This is a genomic window from Methylobacterium crusticola, from assembly GCF_003574465.1.
Taxonomy (GTDB): Bacteria; Pseudomonadota; Alphaproteobacteria; order Rhizobiales; family Beijerinckiaceae; genus Methylobacterium; species Methylobacterium crusticola.
Map to the genome: position 1 here is coordinate 43,175 of NZ_QOWC01000001.1, position 26,792 is coordinate 69,966.

General features: G+C 68.5%; 29 protein-coding genes. 16 read left to right on the forward strand and 13 right to left on the reverse strand.

Annotated features, from left to right (window positions below; all coding sequences use genetic code 11):
• Positions 1-7: 7 nt before the first annotated feature.
• The 10 genes from DT057_RS06185 to DT057_RS06230 all read right to left on the reverse strand — a co-directional run bounded on the left by DT057_RS06185 (position 8) and on the right by DT057_RS06230 (position 12,341).
• Positions 8-1,351, reverse strand: coding sequence for an LLM class flavin-dependent oxidoreductase (locus DT057_RS06185; protein WP_128561204.1), 1,344 nt, complete (start codon positions 1,349-1,351; stop codon positions 8-10).
• A gap of 24 nt (positions 1,352-1,375) precedes the next feature.
• Complete coding sequence (locus tag DT057_RS06190; RefSeq protein ID WP_128561205.1) at positions 1,376-2,365, reverse strand: MsnO8 family LLM class oxidoreductase; 990 nt, start codon at positions 2,363-2,365, stop codon at positions 1,376-1,378.
• Positions 2,366-2,860: 495 nt separating this feature from the next.
• Positions 2,861-4,183, reverse strand: coding sequence for an NtaA/DmoA family FMN-dependent monooxygenase (locus DT057_RS06195; protein ID WP_128561206.1), 1,323 nt, complete (start codon positions 4,181-4,183; stop codon positions 2,861-2,863).
• A gap of 251 nt (positions 4,184-4,434) precedes the next feature.
• Positions 4,435-5,061: a GNAT family N-acetyltransferase gene (locus tag DT057_RS06200; protein ID WP_128561207.1), complete on the reverse strand. Its 627-nt coding sequence runs from the start codon at positions 5,059-5,061 to the stop codon at positions 4,435-4,437.
• A gap of 686 nt (positions 5,062-5,747) precedes the next feature.
• Positions 5,748-6,620: an ABC transporter permease gene (locus DT057_RS06205; RefSeq protein WP_128561208.1), complete on the reverse strand. Its 873-nt coding sequence runs from the start codon at positions 6,618-6,620 to the stop codon at positions 5,748-5,750.
• Positions 6,617-7,462 carry an ABC transporter ATP-binding protein gene (locus tag DT057_RS06210; protein WP_128561209.1) on the reverse strand — a complete coding sequence of 282 codons (846 nt, stop codon included), beginning with the start codon at positions 7,460-7,462 and terminating at the stop codon, positions 6,617-6,619. The genes DT057_RS06205 and DT057_RS06210 overlap by 4 nt, the downstream gene beginning before the upstream one ends.
• Positions 7,463-7,473: 11 nt before the next feature.
• Positions 7,474-8,508, reverse strand: coding sequence for an ABC transporter substrate-binding protein (locus DT057_RS06215; protein ID WP_128561210.1), 1,035 nt, complete (start codon positions 8,506-8,508; stop codon positions 7,474-7,476).
• A 239-nt stretch (positions 8,509-8,747) separates the two neighbouring features.
• The gene (locus DT057_RS06220; protein ID WP_203236203.1) at positions 8,748-9,953 is read right to left on the reverse strand and encodes a YeeE/YedE family protein; all 1,206 of its coding nucleotides are present in this window, start codon (positions 9,951-9,953) and stop codon (positions 8,748-8,750) included.
• On the reverse strand, positions 9,950-10,930 hold the full coding sequence (locus DT057_RS06225; RefSeq protein ID WP_128561211.1) for a sulfurtransferase: 981 nt from the start codon (positions 10,928-10,930) through the stop codon (positions 9,950-9,952). The genes DT057_RS06220 and DT057_RS06225 overlap by 4 nt, the downstream gene beginning before the upstream one ends.
• Positions 10,931-11,153: 223 nt before the next feature.
• Positions 11,154-12,341: an FAD/NAD(P)-binding protein gene (locus DT057_RS06230; RefSeq protein WP_128561212.1), complete on the reverse strand. Its 1,188-nt coding sequence runs from the start codon at positions 12,339-12,341 to the stop codon at positions 11,154-11,156.
• A gap of 123 nt (positions 12,342-12,464) precedes the next feature.
• Here DT057_RS06230 and DT057_RS06235 point away from each other — a divergent pair, with 123 nt between their 5' ends.
• The 15 genes from DT057_RS06235 (at position 12,465) to DT057_RS06305 (ending at position 24,614) form a co-directional block, all read left to right on the forward strand.
• Positions 12,465-13,703 carry a tyrosine-type recombinase/integrase gene (locus DT057_RS06235; RefSeq protein ID WP_238314002.1) on the forward strand — a complete coding sequence of 413 codons (1,239 nt, stop codon included), beginning with the start codon at positions 12,465-12,467 and terminating at the stop codon, positions 13,701-13,703.
• The gene (locus DT057_RS06240) at positions 13,696-14,553 is read left to right on the forward strand and encodes a hypothetical protein (RefSeq protein ID WP_128561213.1); all 858 of its coding nucleotides are present in this window, start codon (positions 13,696-13,698) and stop codon (positions 14,551-14,553) included. The genes DT057_RS06235 and DT057_RS06240 overlap by 8 nt, the downstream gene beginning before the upstream one ends.
• Positions 14,554-14,693: 140 nt before the next feature.
• Positions 14,694-14,912 (forward strand): helix-turn-helix domain-containing protein, encoded by a 219-nt coding sequence (locus DT057_RS06245; protein WP_128561214.1) that lies wholly within the window; start codon positions 14,694-14,696, stop codon positions 14,910-14,912.
• A 202-nt stretch (positions 14,913-15,114) separates the two neighbouring features.
• Complete coding sequence (locus tag DT057_RS06250) at positions 15,115-15,375, forward strand: transcriptional coactivator p15/PC4 family protein (RefSeq protein WP_128561215.1); 261 nt, start codon at positions 15,115-15,117, stop codon at positions 15,373-15,375.
• Positions 15,372-16,286 carry a DUF7146 domain-containing protein gene (locus DT057_RS06255; protein ID WP_128561216.1) on the forward strand — a complete coding sequence of 305 codons (915 nt, stop codon included), beginning with the start codon at positions 15,372-15,374 and terminating at the stop codon, positions 16,284-16,286. The genes DT057_RS06250 and DT057_RS06255 overlap by 4 nt, the downstream gene beginning before the upstream one ends.
• Positions 16,279-17,535, forward strand: a complete 1,257-nt coding sequence (locus DT057_RS06260) for a helicase RepA family protein (protein WP_128561217.1) — start codon at positions 16,279-16,281, stop codon at positions 17,533-17,535. The genes DT057_RS06255 and DT057_RS06260 overlap by 8 nt, the downstream gene beginning before the upstream one ends.
• Before the next feature lie 154 nt (positions 17,536-17,689).
• On the forward strand, positions 17,690-17,953 hold the full coding sequence (locus DT057_RS06265) for a hypothetical protein (protein ID WP_128561218.1): 264 nt from the start codon (positions 17,690-17,692) through the stop codon (positions 17,951-17,953).
• Between the two features lie 368 nt (positions 17,954-18,321).
• A complete protein-coding gene (locus DT057_RS06270; protein ID WP_128561219.1) occupies positions 18,322-18,996 on the forward strand; it encodes a recombinase family protein in 675 nt (224 codons plus the stop codon).
• Between the two features lie 232 nt (positions 18,997-19,228).
• Positions 19,229-19,453, forward strand: a complete 225-nt coding sequence (locus tag DT057_RS06275) for a hypothetical protein (protein WP_128561220.1) — start codon at positions 19,229-19,231, stop codon at positions 19,451-19,453.
• A gap of 187 nt (positions 19,454-19,640) precedes the next feature.
• Positions 19,641-21,125, forward strand: coding sequence for a hypothetical protein (locus DT057_RS06280; protein ID WP_128561221.1), 1,485 nt, complete (start codon positions 19,641-19,643; stop codon positions 21,123-21,125).
• Positions 21,122-21,463 (forward strand): hypothetical protein, encoded by a 342-nt coding sequence (locus tag DT057_RS06285; RefSeq protein ID WP_128561222.1) that lies wholly within the window; start codon positions 21,122-21,124, stop codon positions 21,461-21,463. The genes DT057_RS06280 and DT057_RS06285 overlap by 4 nt, the downstream gene beginning before the upstream one ends.
• 56 nt (positions 21,464-21,519) lie before the next feature.
• On the forward strand, positions 21,520-21,987 hold the full coding sequence (locus DT057_RS06290; RefSeq protein WP_128561223.1) for a hypothetical protein: 468 nt from the start codon (positions 21,520-21,522) through the stop codon (positions 21,985-21,987).
• Positions 21,984-22,595: a hypothetical protein gene (locus DT057_RS06295; RefSeq protein WP_128561224.1), complete on the forward strand. Its 612-nt coding sequence runs from the start codon at positions 21,984-21,986 to the stop codon at positions 22,593-22,595. Before DT057_RS06290 ends, DT057_RS06295 begins: the two co-directional genes overlap by 4 nt.
• A gap of 255 nt (positions 22,596-22,850) precedes the next feature.
• Positions 22,851-23,975 (forward strand): hypothetical protein, encoded by a 1,125-nt coding sequence (locus DT057_RS06300; protein ID WP_128561225.1) that lies wholly within the window; start codon positions 22,851-22,853, stop codon positions 23,973-23,975.
• Between the two features lie 81 nt (positions 23,976-24,056).
• Positions 24,057-24,614 carry a dihydrofolate reductase family protein gene (locus DT057_RS06305; protein ID WP_128561226.1) on the forward strand — a complete coding sequence of 186 codons (558 nt, stop codon included), beginning with the start codon at positions 24,057-24,059 and terminating at the stop codon, positions 24,612-24,614.
• A gap of 183 nt (positions 24,615-24,797) precedes the next feature.
• Here the strand turns inward: DT057_RS06305 and DT057_RS06310 are convergent, their stop codons facing one another.
• On the reverse strand, positions 24,798-25,043 hold the full coding sequence (locus DT057_RS06310) for a hypothetical protein (RefSeq protein ID WP_128561227.1): 246 nt from the start codon (positions 25,041-25,043) through the stop codon (positions 24,798-24,800).
• A gap of 274 nt (positions 25,044-25,317) precedes the next feature.
• Between DT057_RS06310 and DT057_RS06315 the strand changes: the two genes are divergently transcribed.
• Positions 25,318-25,524, forward strand: coding sequence for a hypothetical protein (locus DT057_RS06315; protein ID WP_128561228.1), 207 nt, complete (start codon positions 25,318-25,320; stop codon positions 25,522-25,524).
• Positions 25,525-26,210: 686 nt separating this feature from the next.
• Here the strand turns inward: DT057_RS06315 and DT057_RS06320 are convergent.
• Positions 26,211-26,531 (reverse strand): hypothetical protein, encoded by a 321-nt coding sequence (locus DT057_RS06320; RefSeq protein ID WP_238314003.1) that lies wholly within the window; start codon positions 26,529-26,531, stop codon positions 26,211-26,213.
• Positions 26,528-26,785, reverse strand: a complete 258-nt coding sequence (locus DT057_RS06325; protein ID WP_128561229.1) for a hypothetical protein — start codon at positions 26,783-26,785, stop codon at positions 26,528-26,530. Before DT057_RS06325 ends, DT057_RS06320 begins: the two co-directional genes overlap by 4 nt.
• Positions 26,786-26,792: the final 7 nt, after the last annotated feature.

A 26,792-nucleotide genomic window follows, 5' to 3' on the forward strand; every position in this document is an offset into this window, starting at 1 on the left:
GGGCGCCTCACCCGGCCTTGCGCGCCGGGGCGTCGTCCGCGGGCCGGGCGTAGCGGCTCTCGCGGCGGGGCAGCCCGAGATGGTCGCGCAGCGTCGCGCCCGGGAGAACGCGGTCGTAGACGCCGCGCGCCTCGAGGACTGGGATGACGAGCGCGATGAAGTCGTCGAGTCCCTGGCCGATGACGGGGAAGCCGAGCACGAAGCCGTCGGCTGCGCCCTTCTCGACGCGCGCGATCAGGATGTCGGCGACCTCCGCGGCGGAGCCGATCAGGTCCGTGCGCGGCGTCGCGGCCTCCAGCGCCGCCTCGCGCAGCGAAAGCCCCTTCGCCGCCGCGTTGCGCTTGATGCGGTCCGTGGTCGAGCGGAAGCTGTTCTGGCCGAGGTCGCCGAGGTCCGGGAAAGTCGCGTCGAGCGGATAGGCGGTGAAGTCGTGGTGATCGAAGAAGCGGCCGAGGTAGGCGAGCGCGTCCTCGATCGAGATCAGGTCCCGGATCGCGCGGTACTTCTCCTCGGCCTCCGCCCGCGTGCGCCCGACGATCGGTCCGGCGCCCGGAAAGATCTTCACGTCGTCGGCTTGGCGCCGATGGGCCACAGCGCTCGCCCTGATGCTGCGGTAGAGTGCCTGCGCCTCCTCCAGGGGGACGTGATTGGCGAAGACGGCGTCCGCGTGCCGGCCGGCGAGCCCGATGCCGGCGTCGGACGATCCGGCCTGGAAGATGACCGGCTGGCCCTGCCGCGAGCGCTGGATGTTGAGCGGTCCCTCGACCTGGAAGAAGCGCCCCTTGTGGTCGAGCCTGTGCAGCCCGGCGCGGTCGAAGAAGCGGCCGGAATCCCGGTCGCGCACGAAGGCGTCGTCGTCCCAGGAATCCCAGAGCCCCTTCGCGACATCGAGGTATTCCTGCGCGATCTCGTAGCGCAGGGCGTGCTCGGGGTGAGCGCGGCCGTAGTTGCGCCCGGAGCCCTCCAGGGGCGAGGTCACGGCGTTCCAGCCCGCCCGGCCGCCGCTGATCAGGTCGAGCGAGGCGAATTGCCGGGCGATGGTGTAGGGGTCGCTGTAGGAGGTCGAGACCGTGCCGACGAGGCCGAGCTTCGTCGTGCTCGCGGCGAGCGCCGACAGGATGGTCAGCGGCTCGAACCGGTTCAGGAAGTGCGGGATCGACTTGTCGTTGATGTAGAGACCGTCGGCCACGAAGGCGAAGGCGATGCCGTTCTCCTCCGCCTTGCGCGCGTTCCGGACGAAGAAGTCGAGGTTGACGCTGGCATCGGCCGGGTTGCTCGGGTGGCGCCAGGCGTTCATGTGGCTGCCCCCGCCCTGGAGCATCAGGCCGAAGGTGAGGCGGGTCTGCGACATGGGTCGTTCTCTGCACGCTTCAGGTCAGGCCGCGAGGGCCGGCGCACCGCCCGCGAGCAGCGTCACGGATGCGAGGCGCTTGGCGGTGGCGGACGGGGGAGTGTCGATGATGAACTCGTGGACGCCGAAGCGGGCTTGCAGCCGGTCGAGTTCGCGGTGCACCTCCTCGGCCGTGCCCGCGAGGACGTGGGGCTTGCGGATCTCGGTCCGGTAGGAGGCGGCGCCGGCTTGCCGGGCGTACTCGGCCGCCTGTTCCTCGCTGCCGAGGTTGACGCTCTGGCCGTCATCCAGCGTGACGCGCACCACCTTGAGGGGATCGGTCAGCGCCCTTGCCTCCTCGGAGGTCGGAGCCGCCAGGGCCGTCACCGCGAGGAGGGGCGCAGCCTCGGCCCCCGCCCTCGCGTAGGCGTCGAGGCTCGCCTCGATCGCCCGAGGATCGCCGTTGAGCTGCCCGGCGAAGACGAAGCGCCAGCCGCGCTCGGCCGCGGAGCGCGCGCTGTCGGGGCTCGCGCCGAGGAGGAAGCGCTCGGGCGGGGCGGGCGGGGTCGGGAGCGCCGGGGGCGATGCGTCGTCCGGCGGCGCGAGGTAGGTGTCGAGTTCCCTCAAGAGGTCGTCGAATGGCGGAACGCGCGCCGGATCGTGCAGACGCCGCAGGGCCCGCGTCGCCGCAGGCAGGCCGCCGGGCGCCTTGCCGACGCCGAGGTCGATCCGGCCGGGCGCCAGCGTCGCGAGCAGGTTGAAGGTTTCCGCGACCTTGTAGGGGCTGTAATGCGGCAGGAGCACGCCGCCCGAGCCGATCCGGATGCGCTGCGTACGCGCGGCGAGGTGCGCGATCAGGACCTCGGGTGCGGAGCTCGCCAGCCCCGGATTGGCGTGGTGCTCCGCCACCCAGAAACGCCTGTAGCCCAGGCGCTCAGCGCCCTGCGCGAGCGCGACGGTGCGCTGGAGCGCGGCACTTGCCGGCTCCCCGGCGAGAAGGGGGCTCTTGTCGAGGAGGCTGAGATCATAGGTCATCGTGAGCTCGGGGGGAGACGACGCGGCGCCGGAAGGATCCGAAACGAGGCGCTCCGGTCCGGCGCCGCGATGGTCGTTGCGATCGGCCGGCACCAAGGTCGTCCCGCCCCGGAACTCGGCGGACAGGCGCGTCGGCGCGCCCACGCCGGCGAAGGGTCGAGCCGAGTTTCGTGCTCAGGATCAAGGAAGACTTCCGTTCTCCGGAATCCACGATCGCCTCGTGGTGCGTTCAGCGTTGTTGACGCGGCGCGGAATGGTCCAGATGACCTCTCGGTAACCAACAGAAACCAACGCTCGCCTGAGCCATTTGTTCAACTTCGCGCCGCGTTCGTCAATGAAATATCCTTCTAAAGATGGGTGTTTGAAAGGGATCTACTTTGTGGACCGAGTCGGTGACCGGAAGAATTTTCTTCAGGCGCGCGAGAACCGGCAGGGCGCGTGTCTGAGCGGCTGAGGCTTCCTCCGGATTGCCCGCGGCTCCTGGCCGATCGGCGATCAGGCCTGACGCGTGCGCGCGGATGCGCTCGCCCCGGAGAGCGGCGGCAGTTCGAGGCTCGCGCGGAAATCGTCGCCGACGTAGGCCGTATCGATCAGCGAACGCCGTCGCAGTTCGGGCAGGAGGCCATTCAGGAGCAGATCCTCCTGATCAGGGTTCCCCAGGCCGTGGAGGGTCACGACGTCGAGGACGCCGGCGCGGAAGCGCTCCTCGATGGCGTCGGCGAGGCGCTCCGGCGTGCCGGCGACCGACCAATGCCCCGTCTCCTGCGCTTCGATGATGAGCTTGCGCAGAGTCAGGCCCTGCCGGGCGTAGCGCCGGAAGATCTCCACGCGCCCGCGCCGGCGGTTGATGCTCGTCACGTCCGGCAGGAGCGCGTCGGGCAGCGGCTCGTCGAGGGGCAGTTCGGAGAGATCGACGTGGCCGCCCAGCATATCCGCGAGCTTGAGGCGACCCTGCGCGTAGTCGATCCGCGCGTGCTTCTCCTCGAGCCGCCGGGCCGCATCCGCATCGGATTCGCCGATGACCGAGTGGAAGGAGTTCATCACGAGAGGCAGCCCGTTCCCGCGCCCGCAGGCGGAGGCGCGCCGCCGAAGCTCCGTCGCGAAGGCGAGGGCGCCTTCCAGCGTCGGCTGCGAGGTGTAGACGACCTCGGCGTAGCGCGCGCCGATGGCGATGCCCGCCTCCGACTGCCCGGCCTGGAACTGGACCGGACGGCCCTGCGGCAGCGGCGGCACGTTCAACGGCCCGGCGACCGTGAAATGGCGGCCGCGGTAGTCGATGCGATGGAACTTCGTCGGATCGACCGTGACCGCCCCGGACGCCTTGCGCTGCGCCGCGTCGCGCTCGTTCGCGTCGAACAGGGCATTGACGATCTCGATGAACTCCGCGGCTCGGGCGTAACGCTCCTCGGGGCTCGGCAAGGCCTGCCCGAAATTCTCCTCGCCGACGGAGGAGGTCACCGCGTTCCAGGCCGCCCGGCCGCCGCTGGCGTGGTCCAGCGTGCCGATCTGCCGGGCGAGGTTGTAGGGGTGGTGGAAGGTGGTCGACAGGGTCGCCACCAGGCCGATCCGCGAGGTCGCCTGGCTCAGGGCCGCGAGCGCGATGAGCGGCTCCTGCGCACCCGCCGTGCCGGCGAGGCCGGCGGGGTCGATCTGCAGGAGGTCGGCCGTGAACAGGCCGGTGATCCGCTCGGCCTCGGCCCTGCGTGCGAGGTCGACGGCGCGCCTCATGCCGGCAGCGGGCTCGCCGTCGTTCGACGCGGCGACGATGCCGGCGGCCCCGACGAGCGTCTTGAGACGGCGTGGGCGGGATGAGGCCATGGGCCGGTTCCTGGGTCGAGCGGGGCCGCAGCCGAGGGCGAGGGGGAGGCGTGTGGCCTCCGGCGAGGTCTAAGTGTCTCACGCGGTCGCGCGCGCACTCGCCGAAGATCCCGCCGACGTCGAGCGCCCGGACGCGGGGCGGAGCCGAACCCGTTCTCTCCCTGCGCTGAGACGTGTGCCGAGGGACCTCGTCAGCATCCTCCGCCCCGTCGAGCCTGGTCTCGTCGACGTTCGGGGCAGAGGCCTGCGGCTCAGGCCGCCTTCGCGCGATGGCCCGCGAGCCGGTCGAGGACCTTGCGTTCCTGCTCCGCCTTCACGGCGGCGACGCGCGCGGTCGCCTCCTCGAAGGAGGCAGCCGGCACGAAGACCGAGGACGTGGCCCTCTCCCCCGCCCGCGCCCCGATCAGCTTCTCGAACGGGAGGGAGCGGTACAGGGTCGGATCGGCCCCGACGTCGTAGAGTGGCCGATAGCCGAGGGAGAGGTAGAGCGCGGTCGCTTCCGGCTGGCGGAAGCCCGTCGTCAGGTAGGCCCGCGTGTAGCCGAGCCGCGCCGCGCTGTCCTCCAGGGCTTGGACGATGCGCTGGGCCAGCCCCTGCCGCCGCAGGTCGGTCCGGGTCCATATGCGCTTGAGCTCCACCGTCTCGTCGTCGTGGCTCATGAACGCGCCGCCGGCGACAGTCTCCCGGTCGCGCAGCACGAGCAGGAAATCGCCCAACGGCGGGCCGTAAACCTCCGCAGGATAGCGCAGGATCTCGGACCGCGCGCCCCCGGGCCGGCTCGCCGCGCCGTACCGGCCGTCGTACTCGGCGACGAGCCCGTCGAGGAGAGGTTGCGCCGCGGCCTCCAGAGGCGACGATCGAACGATAGCATCAGCCAATGCATGCCTCCGTTGGTGGCGTTCTGAGTCGCGGGCGGGACGTCGCAACTTGCTGAGCGGGCGAGCGAGGGAGGCTGCGCGCGGATGAAGCGCGCAACGTTCGTCGGCGACAGAACTCAGGCATGCCGCGGCACGTGTCTCGCTGGGCGCTTACGTGTATCGGTTGAGAATTGGCTCGAAAATTTCACGACAGACGAGACCAGACGCAGCATCGACAGCCCGGGCTCTATGATGAGTGCGTCAGTTATGATTGTTGATACAACGATCGTCAATAACAGGATCGCCTCTATTTCGTAGAATCCATGGAATGAAAATTCTTCGGATGGCAATTCATGTGGAAGATTTGAGATCGGGGTGCGGCGCGTTGACGATCCCGAGCGATCGTCGGTCCGAAGCGAGCCGATGATCGCAACCGAGCCGGTGGCGCGGACGCCGGGCGCGAGGCCGCCGGCGGCGCAGCGAGGCCTCGCTCGAGGGCTGGCGCCAGCCGACGCCGAGGTGGCGCGTGGCGTGGAAGCAGGCGCCGGGGCGATCGTGGCCTCGGTGTCGTCGTTCGCTCGGGTCTTGCGACCGGTGATGCGAACGCAGAGCGCTCCCCGCCGGAATGGACACCGGTCCGGCACGAGGACGCGCGTCGGAACAACGGCCGAGTGCAGCGCCCGATGGCAGCGGGTTCGGGTGCCGGGCTAGCGCACCTGCCCCCAGCGCCGGACCGTCACCCGCTCCAGGCTCGCGAACACGATCGTCTCGACCACGAGGCCGATCGCGATGACGAGGAGCAGGCCGGCGAAGACCCGGTCGGTGTAGAGCTCGTTGCGGTTCTGGAAGATGTACCATCCGAGACCGCCGCGGCCCGACGAGGCGCCGAAGACCAGCTCCGCCGCGATCAGCGTGCGCCAGGCGAAGGCCCAGCCGATCTTGAGGCCCGACAGGATCGCCGGGAGGGCCGCCGGGACCAGGATCTGGCCGACGTAAGCCAGCCCTTCGAGCCCGTAGTTGCGCCCGGCCATGCGCAGCGACTCCGGCACCGCCTGGAAGCCCGCGTAGGTGTTGAGCGCGAGCGGCCACAGGACCGCGTGGATCAGCACGAAGATCAGGCTTCCCGATCCGAGCCCGAACCACAGGAGCGCCAGCGGCAGGAGTGCGATCGCCGGCAGCGGGTTGAACATCGCGGTGAGCGTCGAGAGCAGGTCGCGGCCGAACTGGGTCGAGACCGCGAGCGAGGTCAGCCCGAAGGCGAGGACGACGCCGCAGACGTAGCCCTGCGCCAGCAGCGTGAGGGAGATCCGCGTCCGCTCCAGGATCTCGCCGGTCGCGAGGCCGTCGACGAGGGCCGAGAGGGCGGCGAGGAAGCCCGGCAGCAGCAGGTCGTTGTCCTGCCAGCGCGCCAGCGCCTCCCAGATCAGCGCCAGGCTCACGAGGATCAGGCCGCGGCGCAGCCAGCCCTGCTGCCACAGGCGGGCGGGCAGCGGCAGGATGCGCTCGACCGGCGCCTCGACGAAGGGCGGCAGCGCGCGGTCGTATTCCGGCCGGACCGGCGGCGAGAGGGCCTGGTTCATCGCAGGGCGGCTTCGGGAGCGGGCTCGAACAGCCGCTGGTGCAGGCGCTGGACCGCGGCCTGGAAGGCGCGGCTGCCGATGCTCGACAGGTCGAACTCGTGGCAATTGTACTCGCCGCGGACCCGGCCCGGATGCGGCGAGAGCACGGCCATCCGGTTGCCGACCACCAGGGCCTCCTCGATCGAGTGGGTGACGAACACGAGCGTCAGGCGGGCCTCGTCCCAGAGCGCCAGCAGCTCCTCCTGCATCTTGCGGCGCGTGAGCGCGTCGAGGGCCGCGAAGGGCTCGTCCATCAGAAGCACCTTCGGCTGCATCGCCAGCGCCCGCGCGATGGCGACGCGCTGCTTCATGCCCCCGGAGAGCTGATGCGGGTAGCTGCCGGCGAAGGCCGAGAGCCCGACCTTCTCGATCGTGACGCGAGCCCGCTCCAGCGCCTCCCGGCGCCCGAGACCGCGGGCGGCGCGCAAGGGAAAAGCGACGTTCTCGACCACGGTCTTCCAGGGCGGCAGCTGGTCGAATTCCTGGAAGACCACGATGCGGTCGGGCCCGGGCTTGCGCACCGGCACGCCGGCGAGCGTGATCTCGCCCTCGACCGGGGCGATGAACCCGGCGATGGCCTTGAGGAGGGTGGACTTGCCACAGCCCGATGGCCCGAGCAGCACGAAGCGGTCGGCCTCGTAGACGTCGAGGTCGATCCGGTGGGCCGCCCGCACCACCCGTCCGGGGGTGCGGTACTCGAGCGAGACGCCGGCGATGCGCAGGAGCGGGTCGGGCAGGGCGCGCGGCGACGCGGGTGGCTGGGGCGCCGCGGCGGGCGCGTCGCGCTCGATCACGAGCGGCATGCCGTTCGCCTTCAGCTGCCGGCCGCGACGCGCGGGTTGACGAAGAAGTAGTCGCTCAGGGCTCTCGGCTCGTTCTTGATCGCGCCGACGCGGTGCATGAACTGGCCGAGGCCGAGGGTGTTCTGCGGTTCGACCTTGAAGGTCACGTCGGGGCTCTTGATCACCTTGAGCAGCAGGGCGCGGTCGATCCGGCTGGCGTTGGCCCTGAGGTAGATGTCAGCGGCCCGCTCCGGATCGGCGGCGATGAAGCGCGCCGCCTCGTCGAGAGCGTCGACGAAAGCCTGGTAGGATTTCGGGCTGTCCTTGTAGAACTTCTCCGTCGCGTAGAGCACGGTCGAGGACGCCGGCCCGCCTTGCACATCGTAGGAGCTCAGGACCACCCGGGCGTTCGGGTTCTCGGCCAGCTCCTGCTCCTGGAACGGCGGGTTGCCGAAATGGGCCGTGATCTCGGTGCCGCCCTTGATGATCGCGGCCGCCGCCTCCGGGTGCGGCACCGCCACGCTGTTGCGGTCGAGCCGGGCGAACTCCTTGTCGCCCCACAGCTTGGCCGAGGCCCATTGCAGGATGCGGGCCTGGACCGAGACGCCGACCGCCGGCAGGGCGATGCGATCCTTGTCGGTGAAGTCGGCGATCGACTTCACCTCGGGGCGGTTGCTGACGAGGTAGTACGGGAAGTTGCCCAGCGAGGCGACGCCGCGGACGTTCTGGCGGCCGCGGGTGCGGTCCCACAGGGTGAAAAGCGGGCCGACGCCGGCGCTGCCGATGTCGACGCTGCCGGAGAGCAGCGCGTCGTTGACCGCGGAGCCGCCGGAGAGCTGCAGGTACTCGACCTTGATGTCGAGGCCGGCCGCGCGCCCGTGCTTCTCGATCAGCTTCTGATCCTCGGCCACGTTGAGGAGCAGGTAGACGACGCCGAACTGCTTGGCGATGCGCAGGCTCCCCTCGGCTGCGGCGGCCGGGCCGGCCGGCAGCGCCGCCAGCATGGCCAGACCTGCGAGCAGGGCGACGGCCGGCCTGGGCAGAAGCAGGCTGCGTTGCTTGATCATCAGCATCTTCTCAATCGCTCTCGGGAGCCGGGAGGCAGCTGATCCCGCACGGGATATCTGGCGTTCTCCGCCAATACCGTCAACAGAAACGTTTTTTTACCTTCATCCTGATAAGGAGATCAGAACCTCCCATGCAGGCGACGTTCAAAGGATATTATTTTAATCCGCGGTGACGCGCGCGGTGGGCCGCGCTGGCCGGCGTTCGTCGCGACCCGCAGGCCCGCGCCCCGTGCGCGGCGTCACGCCGGCAGCCCGAGCCGGCGGCCGAGGCGGAGCGTGACGGTCGCGCCGACGAGCATCGCGATCCCGAACACCCAGCCCGAGAGGGCGCCCGCCATGATGCCGGACAGCAGCGTGCCGATGCTGCAGCCGAGCCCGGTCATCGCGCCCCAGCCGAGCAGGGTTCCGCCGACGAGGCCGCGCAGGATCTGACCCCTCCCGGGCCACGCGGGGCGGAACTGGCCGGCCGCGACGGCCGCCGCGAAGGCTGCGACCACGAGCCCGCCGACGAAGAGACCGTTCGGGGTCAGCAGGCTCTCGCGCAGGGCGGTGGCGCAGCCGCGAAAGCCGTCGAGCCCTTCCAGGCGGTCCGGCAGCAGCCCGAGGGCCGACGCGGCCTGCCGACTCCGCCCGCCGATCTCCGCCGTGACCCCGAGGGGACCGACGCGCAGGTAGGCGAAGGTTGCGATCGCCCCGACGGCGAGGCCGCCGAGCCATGCCGGCCAGCGCGACACGAACACCGCCCGCACCGGATCGGGAGCCGCCGGCGCCGGAGCGGCCGCGGGCGGCCACCGCCGCAGCAGCCAGAGCGCGAGGCCGCCGAGGAGAGCAAGCCCGGCCGCGAGGTGGCCGGCGTAACCGAGATGCCGCGGCAGCCACGTCACCGGCGCCCCCGCCACGCTGGCGAGGTAGAGCGGGTTCCAGGTGGCGAAACCGAGGCCGAAGCCGAGGGCCGAGCCGAGGAGCGCGAAGGGCGCCGTCGGCGAGCCCTCGCCGAGGCGGTAGAGGTGGGCGCTGAGGCACGAGCCCGACACCGCCATGCCGGCCCCGAAGGCGAGGCCGGACAGCGCCAGGACCGGCCCGACCGGCCCGATATGAGCCCCCGGCGGCAGCCGCGTCCCGCCCGGATCCGGCAGCCAGGCCCCGTACACCACGGTGTAGCCGGCGAGGCCCGCCGCCAGGGCGGCGAGGAGGCCGAGCACCCCCCGCGGGTCGCCGTCGTCGAGGAAGTCGCGCCACAGGCACAGGAAGCAGAAGCGCGAGCGTTGCAGCACGAACCCGAACAGCGCCCCGAACACCAGGGAGAGGGCGAGGCCGCCGCCCCCGGCCTCGCCCGAGAGGCGCCAGGCGCCTCCCGCGAGGAGCGCGGCGAGGAGCAGGGCGAGGCCGGCGCGGACGGCTGAACCGGCAGGGGCGGCCGGCAGGGCCGCCGCGACGCCGCTCACCGGCCGCCCCAGACCGTTCCGGCGAGGTTGACCACCGGCACGCCGACGGCGTTGCCGTACTCGGTCCACGAGCCGTCGTAGTTGCGGGCTTCGTAGCCGAGCACCCGGCTCAGCACGAACCAGGAATGGCTCGAGCGCTCGCCGATGCGGCAGGAGGTGATCACCGGCTTCGAGCCGTCGATGCCGGCCTCGGCGTAGAGCGTCCTCAGTTCCTCGAAGGATCGCAAGGTGCCGTCCGGGTTCACCGCCCTGGCCCAGGGCACGTTGACCGAGCCCGGGATGTGGCCGGCCCGCACCGCCAGTTCCGGCACCCCGGCCGGGGCGATCACCTTGCCGGAGAACTCGTCGGGCGAGCGGATGTCGAGGATTTTTTCGTCCTTCTCCTTGCGCGCCACCGCCAGCACGTCGGAGAAGCGGGCCCTGAGCGCCGTCGAGGCAGGGGTCACGGCGAACTGCGAGGCCGCGACCTCCGGCGTCCGGGTGTCGAGCGGACGCTTCTCGGCGTCCCACTTCCTGCGCCCGCCGTCGAGCAGCTTGACCGTGTCGACGAGGCCGTACTGCGCGAAGACCCAGGCGCCCCAGGCGGCAAACCAGTTGTTGTTGTCGCCGTACAGCACCACGGTGGTGTCGCGGTCGATTCCGAGACGGCGCGCCAGGGCGGCGAATTTTACCGGCCCGGCGATGTCTCGGCTCACCGTCTCGACGAGGTCGGTGTGCCAGGCGATGTTGTGCGCACCCGGGATGTGGCCGCGCTCGTAGACGCCTGGATCGACGCTGACCTCGACGATGCGCAGCTTGGGCTGGTCGAGGTTCTTCTCGAGCCACTCGGTCGAGACGAGCGGGCTCTTCGCGGCGTCGCGGACGGGCGCCGCCGTGGCGGACGCGCCGGCTTTCGCCAGGGCGGGAGCCGCCGGCAGCAGCAGGGCCGCCAGGACGGCGCCGGCGAGGGCCGTTCGGAGCGGTGTGGTCTTGCGCATCGTCATCATCCCCCAAGGATCGCCCGGCCTGCCGGAGCGCCGCACCTGATCGTGTCCGAAATGTCCCGCACGCTCGACGCGCTCGGCGTTCAATGATGTCCAGAGGATTTCCGGAGCGTCAATGGAAGTACAATTTTTTATTTCTGCGGCGGGAGAGAAGACTTGCGCTCTCGATTGATCAAGTTCGACGAGGATTATTCTGGCCCGGCGCGCGTGCGGCCGTTCAGACGAAGGCAGCCCGCCGGGGCGACGCCGGCAGGCGCTCGACCTCGGCGGCGACGACGGCGGCGACCTCGGCGGCTTGGCTGCGGATGTCCGGCACCGCGATGCATTCCCAGAGCGTGCCGCGCAGGAGCGGGCCGAGCGTCCAGAGCCGGCCCGGCCGGGTGGCGCGCAGCCGGAAGTCGTCGCCCGCCGCGAGGCCGAGCCCGCATGCGTCCGGCCGGGCGAGGCCGCGCACCACGAGGCGACGCAGCAGCGGATCCCCGGTCTCGTCGATGCGCCCGATCCCGGTGGCGTCGATGACGCCCTGCACCGCCAGCGTCTCGTCCGCCCCGCCGCTGCGGGGCCGGATCTGCACCACGGCCTCACCGGGCGCGTCCGCGATGGCGAGGATGCGCCCGGCCCGCACCTCCAGGCTTCCCGCGTCGATCTCGGCCGCGATGGCGGCCGCGGCGGGCGGGGCGGCCCGGTGGCGGTGCACGTCCCAGAACGGCCGCAGGTGGCGCAGGAACCGGGCCCGCTCGGCGGCGGGCAGGCTGCGCCAGAGGTAGCCGATGATCGGCCGCAGCGCGTCGATCACGTCGCGCCAATCCCGTCCGGCCCGCTCCGCCGCGGCGACCTCGGCCCGGATCCGCCGGGTCAGCCGGGCCAGGGAGGCGAGGTCGGCGGCCTTGAGGTCGGGCACCGGCCAGGGCCTCGTCGGTGCGTGAACGCGCGGCACCAGGCCGCGGCGGGACAGGGCGACGATCCGGCCGGAGAAGCCCTGCCCGCGCAGGGACGCCACCGCGTCGACCATCGTGAGGCCGGTGCCGACGACGAGCACCGGCAGGTGCGGGTGCAGCCGGCCGAACGCCTCCGGCCGCCACGGATCGAGCCGGTGGCGGCTCGGCGGCGCGCCGGGACCGGTGAGGTTTCCCATGGCGAGCACCGCGCCGGCGACCGCGTAGGCCGCTCCGCCCTCAGTGCGCAGGCTGTACCCGCCCGCGACCGGGACGAGATCGGCGACGGCGTCGTGGACGAGGTGGAGCCTCGGCGCGCCATCTGTGACGACCGCCTGCGTGAGCAGGTCGCCGAGATAGCGGCCGTAGAGCGCGCGCGGCGCGAAGGTGCCGGCCGGCGTCGCCACGATGGCGGACGCCTCGGCCTCCGGGAGACGGCTGAGCCAGGCGGAGAAATGCTCCAGACGGATCGCGTTCGCCGCGGTTCATCGACGGTCGCAAACCCCATTGAAAACACGCCTTTTCTCGGAGAATGCGTTCGCCAGAGTGCGTCGTTATCCGCTACAATCCGCGCTTCTGCCATGGGTACGAACATGGGCGATCCAACCGCGCGGAACAAACTGACCGCCATGGGCGTGGCGAAGCTGAAGACGCCCGGCATGTACAACGACGGCAACGGCTTGTGGCTTCAGGTCACGGCCAGAGGCAAGTCGTGGACCTTCAGGTTCACGTTGAACGGCCGCGTGCGTGAGATGGGGCTCGGCTCGGCCTCGATCTACAGCCTCGCCGACGCCCGCGCCCGAGCCATCGAGTGCCGCAAGATGGTTCACGAGGGGGTCGACCCGATTGAGGTCAGGCGAGAGCGCCGCCAGGAGGCACTCCTCGCGAGCGCGAAGTCGGTGACGTTCCAGGCCTGCGCAGAGGCGTACATCAAGGCGCACCAGGCAGGCTGGCGGAACGCCGCACACGCAGCGCAATGGCCAATGTCGCTGGCCGCGTACGCCTACCCTGTGTTTGGCGCACTGCCGGTGCAGGCCGTGGATACGGACCTCGTCATGGAGGCCCTGGAGTTGATCTGGAAGACGAAGAACGAGACTGCGAGCCGGGTGCGCGGCCGCATCGAGCTCGTGCTCGACTGGGCCAAGACGCGTGGATACCGAACAGGGGACAACCCGGCGCGCTGGCGTGGGCACCTTCAGAACCTCTTGCCGAGACCGTCCAAGGTGCAGCGGACCGCACACCATCCGGCTCTGCCCTACGACGAGGTCGCTGCCTTCCTGGCGAGCCTGCGAGGGCAGGCGGGCATCGCGCCGCGCGCCTTGGAGTTCACCATCCTGACGGCCGCCCGTTCGAACGAGGTGATCGGTGCTCGATGGAGCGAGATCGACTCCGCCGAGAAGACGTGGACGGTTCCGGCCGAGCGCATGAAGGCCGGCCGAGCGCATCGCGTTCCGCTTTCAGAGCCGGCGTTCGCCATCCTGGAGGCGCTGAGATCATCTGGAGGCGAGTACGTGTTCCCAGGTCGCCGTCAGAGTGACCACCTCGCCCGGGGCATGATGTGGGAAGTGGTGGGTCGCATGGATCGGCCGGGCGTGACCGTGCACGGCTTCAGATCAACCTTCCGCGACTGGGCGGCGGAGCGCACGACGTTTCCACGGGAGGTCGCCGAAGCCGCACTCGCGCACACGCTGGAGAACAAGGTCGAGGCGGCATACCGGCGCGGCGACTTGTTCGAGAAGCGGCGCGAGCTGATGGATGCGTGGGCAATGTGGTGCATACAGCAGACACCCTACCAGAAGTCCTGCCAGCGTACGGGAGATCACATTGGCTGACTTTCAACCGAAGTCCTTTAGGGAGCAGATTCCGGCTGAGTCGCTGCTTGCCCAAGCCAAAACAATTGGCAATCTTCCACCTGAGGACCGCCGCAATTCAATTGGATGGATTATTGCTAACAGTTTCATTTTCCCGGAACTATCGATCGCTGATATATACGAGGCTGCCTATGGAGATAGAAATGGGAGAGAGTATTGGCGAGGGTGGTTCGCTGCTGACTGGTCATCAATGTACGAGTTCGGTCGGATGCTGGTAGCTCATCTCTCAAAAACCGCCTCGATTAAAGAAAGGCAGCAGCATTCCCAGTTGATGCAAAACAAAGACATGCCATACTACACGATGTTGTGGCTATCGAGTACTGATCCGCTGCAAGGCAAACTAGAAAAGCGCGTTTGCAAGGCATTTTCGATTGCAATCAATAATCGGGAAGGTTGGATTAGAGGTGATATCGAACATCTGCCAATAGATTACGCGCATTTAGTCAATTTGTCTCGCGTCGAAGTAAATCGAGCGGGTGCGGCAAGATGGTTTTTCAAGCATCCGGATTTCCATCACCTATTGCCTGAGACCGCAGTGCTGACACTGGAGTCAGATGATGCGCCAAAAGCAGTTCGAACTACACCAGCCGAGTCGTGGCCGGATGGAGCTTCCCCGCCATTGAGACAGGGATCTCAATCAGAAGCGGTTCGATTTGCATTCATGAGCCTGTTTGTACAGGGAATTCCATCTCGCGGCGCGATGACCAACGATCACTTGGTTGGAGTGGTGCAGGACTACCTCAAGCAGCATCAGCTGCCGAACGCCTCTCCGGACACCATACTTCGGCGCGCCGGCCGGAAGGCTTCCTGACTGGCGCGAGCAGCTAGTGCAGCAAAGGCAACAGTTGCTGCCTTAGTTGCTTTTTTTGCCTCCTATGCAATCAAATTCTTCTGAACGACTGTCCTCCGACAGTTCGCAGCAATTCGCGCGAGCAATGACGGAGGAACGGAATGGACGCTCATCTCCGCCAAGACTTGGCCTGGCGGCACCCGAAGATCACCTACACCACCACCGAGGCGTGCGACGCGCTCGGCATCGGCAAGACCAAGCTGTTCGAGTTGCTGTCCCTCGGCCAGATCAAGGCCGTGAAGGTCGGTGCTCGCCTACTGTTCACCGACGAATCCTTGCGGGCTTTCGTCAACTCTCTTCCGGAGGCGCGAGCGGCGTGATGCTGAACATAGTTGGGGCCCGGAGCGGTTGTGGCGACCGCACCCAGGCCCCGGGGAATGCTGTTCTTGGCTCGACCAGCACCCCGGATGTAAGCCACCCCCCGCGCGTCGTCCATAGGCTGGCGCAGCGCTTCGCTCTGTCGCCCGAGGTCGCGGCGGTTGTCGCGCAGCTCGCCGGCCTCGGCCCCACGGAGGCGCGTCGATGAGCGACGACATCCTGATCGGGGAGATACCGAAGAACGCCCGCGAAGCGCTCCGCGTCCAGTTGCGCGAGTTCAAGGGGCACGAGTTCGTCGACCTGCGCCTCTTCGTGATCGGCCCCGATGGCGAACTGGTGCCGACACAGAAGGGCATCGGCGTCCACCCGCGGCTGTTGCGGCGCGTGATCGAGGCTCTCGAGGCGGCCGAGGTTGAGACGCAGCGGCCTCTCACGGCCGCCCTGTGTGTGGGGACCGGCTCATGACGGTGTCCCTCCAGGAGGCCGCCCGGGCGCTCGGCGGCAAGGTCGCCGGCGTGAACCAGATCCTATGCCCCGGACCAGGCCACGGGCCGGGAGATCGAAGCCTCAGCGTCCGCCTCGCCGCCGAGGCCCCGGGCGGGTTCGTTGTGCACTCGTTTGCCACGGATGACCCGTTCGCCTGCCGCGACCACGTGGCGGCGCGACTTGGCTGGCCGACGCGATCGGGCCGCGCCGCCGAGCAGCCGGTGCGTCCTCAGGTCAGCCGCCCTGCTTCCGACGACGCTGAGCGCGGCCGGCGGGCGTTAGAGCTCTGGCACGAGGCGCGGCGCCCCGGCGGGACGCCCGTGGAGGCCTACTTGGCGCGGCGAGGGTTGACCCTCCCCGACGCCGACGTGGCAATCCGCTATCACTCGTCCTGCCCGTTCGCCGGCTCGCGCACGCCGGCGATGGTCGCCCTCGTCCGGGACGTGGCGAGCGACCGGCCGGTCGCGGTCCATCGTACCGCTCTAACGGCGGACGGGCGCAAGGGCGAGGTCGAGGGCTACGACCGCCGGTCGCTCGGCCCCGTCCGCGGCGGCGCCATCAAGCTCACGCCGGACGAAGATGTCATCACGTGCCTCGGTATCGCCGAGGGGCTCGAGACGGCCTTGAGCCTCCAGCTCCTGCCGGAGTTCCGCCGCTCGCCCGTGTGGTCGCTGATCTCGGCCGGCGGCATCGCGGCGTTCCCCGTGCTCGCCGGGATCGAGGTCCTCTGGATCGCGGTCGACCACGACCCCGCGGGCCTCGCCGCGGCCGAGGCGTGCGCCGACCGCTGGGAGCAGGCCGGCCGTGAGGTCTACCTGGTCCGGCCGGACGTCGCCGGCGCCGACATCAACGACGTGGTCGCGCGCCTGCAGGAGATGCCGCATGGTTGACGGCGTCACCATCACGAAGCGCGGTCCTCGCGCCTTCGAAGAGGAGATGGACGGAGCCGGCGACGAGGGGCGCTTCCCGCTCGCCGGAGATCCCGCACCGCCACGCCAGCCGATCCGGGCAACTCCCTTCTCCTGGGTCGACCCGAAGGCGCTCCCGCCGCGGCGCTGGCTCTACGGCCGGCACTACATCAGGCAGTACGCCACGGCTACGATCGCGCCCGGTGGCTTGGGAAAGACCAGCCTGGCACTCGTCGAGGCCGTGGCGATGGCCACGGGCCGCTCCCTGCTCGGCGCGGAGCCGCGCAAGCGGCTCCGGGTCTGGTACTGGAACGGCGAGGACCCGCAGGACGAGGTGCAGCGCCGCATCGCCGCGGTCTGCGTCCACTACGACATCGGCCGCGAGGAGCTGGAGGGCCGGCTGTTCCTCGACAGCGGCAGGAACACGCCAATCGTCATCGCCCAGCGTGTCGGCGATCATACGCAAGTGCAGAGACCTGTCGTTGCTGACTTCGTCTCAGAAATACGTTCGAAGCAAATCGACGTCACGATCATCGATCCTTTCGTGTCGTGTCACGACGTGCCGGAGAACGACAACGGCGCGATCGATAAAGTGACGAAGGCGTGGGCCGGCATAGCCGGCCAGACGAACAGCGCCGTCGAGTTGGTCCACCACGTCAGGAAGGCGAGCGCAGGGCAAGCGGGCTACTCGGTCGACGATGCCCGGGGCGGCTCCGCCCTGATCGGCGCCGTTCGGTCGGCACGCGTGCTCAACGTGATGTCGACGGAGGAGGCCAGCAACGCTGGCGTGCCGGGCGAGCAGCGCGGTCTCTACTTCCGCGTCGACAACGGCAAGTCGAACATGCAGCCGCCCCAGGACCGGGCGGTGTGGCGACAGCTCGTCAACGTGGGTCTCGGTAACGGTGACGACGAGGATCCCGAAGACCTCATCGGCGTCGTGACCGAGTGGACCATGCCCGGCCTGTTCGACGACATCGACGTCGGCCACTTGCGCCGGGTCCAAGCCGCCATCGCCGCAGGCTCCTGGGCCGAGAATGCCCAGGCCGACTGCTGGGCCGGCTATGCGGTCGCCGAGGTGCTCGGCGTCGACGCCACCGACAAGGCCGAGGTGTCACGGATCAAGCGGATCCTCGGCACGTGGATCAAGAACGGCGCCCTGAAGGTCGTCCGCGAGCACGATAAGCGTGCCGGGCGCGACAAGCCGATGGTCGTCATCGGAGCGCGCGTATGACCTACCTTCCACACTTCAAATTAGGTGGTGTGGCAAGGCGTGGAAGGTGTGGTGACCACCACCACCACACCACACCCCCTATTGGGGTGTGGGGTGTGGTGTGGTGGGCCGTCACCCCCGCTTTCAAGGTGTGGAAGCCCGTGAGGTGTGGAGCATGACTCCCGCCGATGAGTTCGGGCCATGGCGGCCTGGCCTCGACTCCGCCGAGCGGCTCGCCCGGCTTCGAAGCCTTCGCGCCATCGCACGCTTGCTAACCGGCCCTCGCGGCGCTCGCCTCGTCGAGGCGCTCGAGCAGGCCGAGCACGATCCGGACGCCTTGCCGATCGCGGCTGATGAACTGAACCGGATGCCGAGCTTGGACCGTCGCCAGATCCTCGGGGCGTTCGCGGGGCTCTATCCCCGCCAGAAGCGCGGGTAGGCCGCCAGCGGCCAACGTCGTGGCAGCAAACGGCATTGCAGTGGTGCGGGTCGGGCTCCCCACCCGTCACGACAGCAGCCCAACCCGCTGCCTCCCTGCTGGTCCCGCAGCAAGTCGGCAGGCCCAGCGTGCCACGATCGACTAAACAGAGCGAGGCCCCGCCATTGGCCAACGCTCTGGCCGGGTAGGGCGGCGGGGGAAACGCCGAGGATGGCGGCCTTCATCCAAACCCAGCCCTGATAAAAATGACCCTCCGGTCAGTAGTAGCTCGCTCGGGTTGGGGTACGTCGACGCGCACAATCCGTTGACACCACTTGGGCCCACTCACATAATTCTCAACGAACGTCGAGAGATCTGTGAGGCCCCTCATGGCCACTGGCAACTTCGTCACCTATGCGCGGGTCTCAACGGCCAAACAGGGCCGCTCCGGCCTCGGCCTGGAGGCACAGCGCGAGGCCGTCGAGCGCTACCTTAACGGCGGCAAGTGGAAGGTCGTCGGCGAGTTCGTGGAGGTGGAGAGCGGCAAGCGGGCCGACCGGCCGGAACTGGCGAAGGCCATCGCCGCATGCCGGCTCTACGGCGCCCGCCTCATCGTGGCGAAGCTCGATCGCTTAAGCCGTGACCCTGGCTTTCTGCGGGACCTGGAACGGTCTGGCATCGACTTCGTGGCCGCCGACATGCCGGACGCCAACAAGCTCACGGTGGGCATCATGGCCCTTGTAGCCGAGCAGGAGCGGGAAGCCATCTCGGCCCGCACCAAGGCCGCCCTACAGGCCGCCAAGGCCCGCGGGAAGGTGCTCGGCGGCTACCGGGGCTACCGACTCACGGAAGCCGACCTCGAGGCCGCTGCGCACGGGAGACGGGCCCTGGGCGAGGCGCAGGCCGCACGTCTGGCCCCAACGATCGCCGCGCTGCGGGCCGAGGGCATCACCTCCGCCTCAGGCCTTGCCAAGGCGCTGACTACGCGGGGTATCCCGACCCCGCGTGGAGCGTTCGGCTGGAGTACGACGCAGGTTCAAAGGGTGCTGATGAGGATGGCCTGAGTCCGTCGATCACACTATTGGTGAAGAAACATAGCACTTGCTATATCCGTCGCCGGATCATGGGCCGAACATCGGCCTATCACGTGGGTGTTGTGGCGTGGCGCAGAGGGCTCATAGCAGGATCACAAACGGGGCCCCACTGCCTCGTGGCGTCGACGGGCGTTCGGCGGCCGCACGGCGCTTTCGGGACATCCTGGCCGCTCTCGAGGCCGAGCGGGGCGGCCGGCTCGCCATGAGCGTCGTGGCCCACGAGGCCGCCCGCACCTATGCCGGGCTCGCCGTCGCCCTCGAGCAGCTCCACGCCGATCTCGCGGCCGGACGGCGCGTCGACGCCGAGGCCATGGGGCAGCTCGGCGATCGCCTCGACCGGCAGGCCCGCCGCATGGGCGCCCCGAAGGCCGCCAGCAGGCCCCTGAGCGCCCGCGAGCGGGCCTTGGCGGGGCGGCCTGCCCCATGAGCCGCAATCCCACCATTCGGCCGCCTTACGCGGCGGCTGTCACTCTCGCGGGCCAGTTCATTGAGGGCGCCGCGCCCCGTCCAACACCGGGAACCTCGGCTGCGCGGCCCGCGACTCTTCGGAGCGCAGCGCTCAAGCCGAAGGCGGGCGCACTCAACTTCTCGTCGCGGCTGACCGGAGCCTCGGCATGCGGCGCCTGATGACGATGCGCGCGGCGCTCGAGGACCTCGACATCTTCGGGACGATCCTGCCGGGCGAGTCCTGGGCCGCATGGCGGGTGCTCCTGATCGCCATCATGGGCGAGGCCCTGACGGCTGAGGAGCGGGCGATCTACACCGCCCTCACGGGCCGCGAGCGCGAGCCTGAGGAGCCCGTGGAGGAGGCCTGGGCCATCATCGGCCGGCGCGGCGGCAAGACCCGCGCCATGGCCGTCCTGATGGCCTACTTCGCCGTCCTCTGCGACTGGGACGAGGTCCTGGCACCCGGCGAGCGCGGCTCCCTCCCGCTGATCGCTGCCTCGACCTACCAGGCCGGGAAGGCGCTGAATTACATCGGCGGCATCTTCGAGGGCGTGCCAGGGTTCGCCGGACACCAGGTCGGGCGCACGGCCGACACCATCAGCCTCGACACCGGCGTGGACATCGAGGTCCGGCCGGCGAGCTTCCGGACCGCGCGCGGTGGGACGCTGGTGGCGGCCCTGTGCGACGAGGCTGCCTTCTGGCGCATCGAGGGCAGCGCGAACCCGGACAAGGAGATCCTGGCCGCGCTCCGCCCGGGCCTCGCCACCACCGGCGGCCCGCTGATCGTGATCTCGAGCCCGTACGCGAAGCGGGGCGAGCTCTACGCCGCGTATCGGCGCGACTACGGCCCCGACGGCGACCCGGCGGTTCTGGTGGCGAAGGCGCCCAGCCGGACGATGAACCCGACGTTGAGCGAGACCGTCATCGCCCGCGCCTACCAGCGCGACGCCGCCGCGGCCCGGGCGGAGTACGGCGGCGACTTCAGGGATGATCTGGAGGATTTCGTCTCCGTCGAGCTGGTCGACGCGTGCACGATGGCGGGCACGACCGAGGTCCCGCCGGCGGAGCGCATCGCCTACCACGCGTTCGTCGACCCGGCCGGCGGCTCGGGCAAGGACTCGATGACGCTCGCCATCGCGCACGAGGCCGGCGGCTGCGCGGTGCTGGATCGGGTGCTGGAGAAGGCCCCGCCGTTCTCGCCTCAGGCCACCGTGACGGAGTTCGCGGCCGTGCTGAAGGCCTACCGAGTAACCCGGGTCACGGGCGACCGTTGGGGCGGCGAGTGGCCACGCGAGGCCTTCCGCGAACATGGCATCACGTACGAGCTCGCCGAGATGCCGAAGAGCGAGATCTACCAGGCCGCATTGCCCCTGCTGAACAGCCGCCGGGCGCGCCTCCTCGACCTGCCGAAGCTGAAGGCGCAGTTGACCGCCTTGGAGCGCCGCACGGCCCGCGGCGGCCGCGACTCGATCGATCATCCCCCCGGAGAGCACGACGACGTCGCCAACGCCGTCGCCGGTGTCCTGATCCGGGCGCGCCGCACGGTGCGCTACGGGATGATCAGCGACGCGGTGCTGGGGAACGACGGCGAGGAGGAGCGTCGCGCCTGGCGCGCCGGCCAGCTGATGCAGCACATGCGGAGGCACGGTTGACCCGCCCGCGCGTCCTGATCCCGTACGACCCAGCCGAGGCCATCTCGATCGGCGAGGCCGCTTTCCTCGCGCGCCGCTCGGCCAGCACGGTCCGAGGATGGGCGGCGCGCTTCCACATCGGCCGTCGGATCGCGGGCGGCGCCTGGATGGTCTCGGCCCCGGCGCTCCTGATGCTGCTCGACGACGACCACGAGGCGCTCGACGCCTACCTGGCCGGCGAGCGCGGGGCCGAGGCGGTGCGGGCCTACTTCGTCCGGGCCGTCGTGCCCTGCGACGCCACAGAAAGTGCAGAAGCTACAAAAAGCGCAAAGGCGCCAGTTCTGGCCGTAGTGCGATAGACTTCGCGCGAGATCCGGCGGACCATCTTGTCGAACAGCGACGAGTTGGCAGCAACATGACGTGGAACATCGAAGAGCGGAAGCTGCGATTGCGTGCGCTCTATCCGCTCGCGACCGATGCGGAGATCGCCATCATGGCCGCGAACCCGGTGCTCCACGACGGCGAGGGACTGTCGGTCCCGCTGATGATGATGGACCGGTGCTCTGCGGCCGGCGCTTTCATGAAGGACAGTCCCATGAACCTAAACGACAGCCTCGAAGCGGTGCCGAGCGAGTTCAAGCACAAGTTCCTGTACATCCGCGGCGGGCTGAACTCCGGCAATCCGCTCATCATGGAAGACGCCGCACGCCAGGCCGGCGCGCTCGTGTCCCGGATGCGGATGACGGCGGGCGGCATCTTCCCGGGCATGATGATGGACTCCGGCGAGAAGGTCGCTCTGACCGAGGTGGCCAATCATCTCGAGGGGATGGCGACGGCGACCCGGCAGATGGCCGCGGAAGCCCGCGCGAGGTCGGTTCGGTGAGCAGCCTCTCCGACCGCATCGCCGCGGCCCTCACCGGCTCGCCCTCCTCGGGCGAGATCGCCGCCCTCATCGCCGAGGCGGCACAGGCCGCGGTAGGGCTGAAGGCGGACCGCGAGCGCGCCGAGCGGGACGCCCTCGACCCGCGCCTGAGCGAGGACGCCGTCGACCGGGCCCGGACCGATATGGAGCGGGCCGCCTTCGCGGACCGTCGCCTCGCGACCGGCCTCGAGGCGCTGAACGGGGGGCTCGCCAAGGCGCGCCGGCGCGAGGACGAGGCGCGGCGCCGGCAGACCTACGCCGAGGCCCTTGAGGCCCGGGACGCCGCCGCGGCCGCGCTGCGCGAGCGCTACCCGGTCCTCGCCGGCGAGCTCGCCGCGCTCATGCGCCAGGTCGTCGACGCGGATCGGATCGTGGCGGCGGCCAACGCGAACCTGCCGGCCGAGCAGGCCTGGATCGAGCCGCCGGAGATGGTGGCCCGCGGCGTCGCGCCGAACGGCATGCACCGTGGCTCCATGATCGGCTCGATCCCGCAGAGCGTGGTGCTGCCGAGCCTCGACCCGGAGGCGCAGGCCCATGGCCGGCACGTGTGGTCGGCAAGCCTGATCTGAGCTCGCGCATGACGACCGGCCGGCGTTCGGCCGTTCATCGGCCATCGTCATGCGCGGAGCCGCCCGGCGGTAGACAAGCGCCGGGCGGCTTACCCATCCCCGCCGCAGACGCGCGATCGAGAGTGCCGACGCGCCCGTAAGTGATAGCTGCAGCCTTTGTGCGCTTGCATACATCAAACTGCTCAAGGCTCTGATCTCTTCCTCTCAGTTCGAGGATGTTCTCAGCATCTCTGATATACTAGAGGGAGGCTACAGATGGCAACATTATGCGATAAATATGGCCGCGCTATATGCATGGTCAATGTCGTCGGTGAGCCTATGTACTCTTCAGACTGGCCTTGGGTCACACTTGAGCAAGCACAACAAATAGCGTCAATAGATTATGAGGCTTTTTCTATTACATTTAACGAAGCGGGAGCTGTGGTAGCTCCTATAGGACTAGGGCAGGATCATCAGACTTCATCATCGCCAGAACCTGGACCTGCGCCCACACCCACGCCCACGCCGCAAATCGATCTTCTCGCAGCAGCTAGAGATGATGCCGCTCTAGATCTGGGCATGGGGCCTATCAGACTTCCGGATACATTGGACTCAATACTAAACGGGCCTCCAATTGTTGATCCAAGCTGGAGGCCTACCGATCCAAATACACCTGTACTAGAGTCGAGTTATGGTCCGCAGATCCCATACATTACGCCCGATCCAGACGCATCCATGATCGATATGTTACGAACTAACGATATCGGAATAGTCATCCAGACGCCGCTAATCTCTGTGGGTATTGGTACACAGAGTGGCCTTACCGCTAATGAATCGCTCGGTTCTACATTAATAGGTGCAGGTATTACGCATGATACAGCAGATGCCGTGTCGAGCAATGGTATAGGATACGGCGATATTAGTGTTACTACAAATGGCACGGTAACGTATGGCCCGAGTATAAACTTACCTCTGGGAGGGTTCAGTGGGTCGACAGACTTGCTACATGGAACTAATAATATGGTTCCAATGAATAACGGAGATCTAGATCCCGTTAACATCGATATGCTTATCAATCCGCCGTCTCTCGTCGATCCAGGCTGGCAGCCTGATAGTGCTCCGAGTACAATCATCGAGACACAATTTGGACCCCAGACATTCAACATCTATTCTGGAGAAAATTGGCCCGACATCGGCAATGCTGATGTCAATTTGATATCGGGAATTGACTCTGAGTACATTGACCAAAAAACTAGTAGTTTTGGTGATGTGTCTCTAGCCGGTGAAGGATATACTGGCAACACATCCCAATATCTGACAACAGACACTGATATTATGTTGTCACCTCCCGGAGATTTTGTTGCCCTTCCGCGTCACTGGTACGATTGGCTTTCGTCCTAGTGGCCCAAATCTGACGCTTGGAACCCACGGCGAGGCGCTATAGCCCTACGTTCTTTCAAGCGTATGGCATAGGCTCGCCTAATGGGACTGTTGACCTTCAGCATAAACGTCACCCTGGACGGCTGCGTCGACCACCAGGAAGGAATCGCTGACGACGAGACGCACGCGTTCTTCACCCGCCTTATGGACGAGGTCGGGGCGATGCTGTGGGGCCGCATCACCTACGAGATGATGGAGAGCTACTGGCCGGCGGTCGCTCGCGGCGACGTGGAGGCGCCGCCGGCGATACGCGAGTGGGCGGTCAAGCTGGAGGCCAAGCCGAAATACGTGGTGTCGTCGACGCGAAAGGACTTCCCGTGGACCAACAGCCACCACATCGCCGACGACCTGCGAACAGGCGTGCAGAGGCTCAAGGACGCGACTCCGGCGGGCGTGCTCCTCGGTAGCGGCAAACTCGCGACCGAACTGGACCGGCTGGATCTGATCGACGAGTACAAGCTCCTCGTCCATCCCAGGATCGCTGGCCACGGCCCGACCCTCTACCAGGGCGGGCTGTCCAGTACGCGACGGCTCGAGCTGGTCTCGGCGAAGTCGCTCCGGAATGGCGCGGTCGCCATGCACTACCGGCGCGCACGCTGACTCAGGTTCGAACCGGTCTCGCGCTCCACGTCACACACAGACGTTCTGCATAGCGCGGGCGCTCGGGGCTCCACCTTCCCGCCTCCCGAATAGGAAGCCCGCCAGCGGCCGTGACGCCCCGGCCGCAGGGGTAGTGGCCGGCGCCTCCCAGAACGCGGCCCACGGGCTTCTCTGTGGCCGCAATCAGGAGCTCTGCCGGCGCTTTGGCCGCGTGCTGTTGTCGCGCATCGGCGAGCGCCACATGCAGTTTTCGTAGAGCTCGACGCCGAGGTCGTAGAGCGCGAGGCCTTTCGGGTTCGGCGCGCCGAAGACCCGGTCACGCGCCTCGTCGCGGCACACTTCATCCTGCGGGCTTTGGATCAGTGGTTCGCTCTGGGCGACGGCCAGACTGGGAACGGCAAGGACGAGGGCGAAGAGGATGGCGCGCATGGCGCCCAACCCTTGCGCGATCGAGTTGCTACGTCGACTCCGCGACCCATCTCGATGCATACCGCGCCACCGCCCATCAGGAGCGATCAGGATGGCCAACCCAGACCGCCCCCGAGGACGAGGATCTCCCCGAGGCTTCCCGCGAGCGCCTCGACGCGATGAACTCTACTGCCTTCGCGATCGTCGGCCCCGCCCTCAAGCGGATGCGGGAGCGCCGGGCCCGGGAGGCCTGGCTCGAGGTCGAGCACGGCGAGAGCCCGCAGGACGCCCAGTCATGATCAGCGCCGAGCCCTTCGGCGTCGCCGCCGAGTTCAACGCCTTGCTGGTCGAGTTCGGCGCCGTTTGGGACGTCCTCGACCGGGACGACGGTTGGAGCCTCGCCAGCTCATTCGTCCTTGAGCGCCAGGCCCGGGCGTTGGTGGAGGGGTGGAACGGCCTCGAGGGGCGGGAGCGCTTCAAGGCGGTGAAGCGGCGCGCCTGAGGCGCCCGGAACCGGGCCAGCCGCCGCCGGTTGGCCCGCTGCGAACGATCCCACTGGCCCGCCCGGCTCACCGCCGCGGCGGGCTTCTTCGTGGTCAGGGCCGGTCTACCCAGACCACGACCGCGACCACCGCCGCCATCGCCAACGCGACCAGCACGGTGAGGGCGAGGAAGGTGGTGAAGAGCATGGCGGGCATGGAGCTTGGACGTGACGCGGCTGGCCCCAGACCTACCCCTGGCCGCTACCCGGGTTCCCGCCTCCGCGCCGGCCACGGCACGTCCCGTCTGGCGCTGGATCCAGGAGCCGCGGGCTTGGGTGGACCTTGGAGTATCTGAGGAGCACCCTAGCGCAGATATATCTTGCTAAAGTTAAGCGTAACTGGTCGCCAAATCGGCGTACGCTGCCTCCAATTCGGAGGGTGCGCCAAACAAATGACCGCAGATAATTACAATGGCCTTCTCCACTGTGCGACAGTGCAGAGTGCAATCAATGATCTTATCAAAGAGGGAGCAACCCCAGCTGAAGCAATTGATGCAACCTTCACGGTTGTGGTTGCTAACTGGCTCAGGCTGCGTGGAATTCGACATGTTTCTGGGGAACTCAGCGCCCTTGCTCGCGCCTTGGCTGCCGAAGCTGATCGTCGAGCGGCAGAGAGCATGTCCGCAAAGCACTAAGGGCGCGACGAGCTACTTTTGAGGTGCTTCCTCCTGATCGGGCCACGGCACGTCCCGCCCGACTACGCGATAGTGCGCAGGCAGGGGACCGGCGAGCTGCCCGCCCCATCCCTGCTCGCGGTAGAGCCGATCGTAGTGCGCGAGCATGTCCCGCATGACCCGGGGATCGCGAGCCCCGCAGACCGAACACACGAGGCGCCGCGCCAGCGCCGGGAAGGGCAGGTGGTCGGGGAACCGCTCGGTCGCGATGACGGCGTGGTGCTGGCAGTCGAGGCCGTTGCAGAACACCGCCGCCGTGGTCTCGCCCTGGGCCCGCAGGTCGCCGACGTTCACGCCGGCCGCGCCAGCAGGACCGCAGTCCGCACGGCGCCCTCCCGGAAGACCTTGGTCGCCGTCTCCCGCGCCAACATCTCCCGGGCCCAGGGATGCGCCTGGACCGCGGCGCCGACGTCGAGGCGGTACTCGCCGGCCTCGAGGATGACGGGCTTGGACGGGTCCTCGAGGTAGGTCTTGATGGCCGTCAACAAGTTGTCTTCGGAGAGCGTCAGGGCCTTGTACAGCTCGCCCATGGTGGGGGTCGTCGCCACGTCGTCA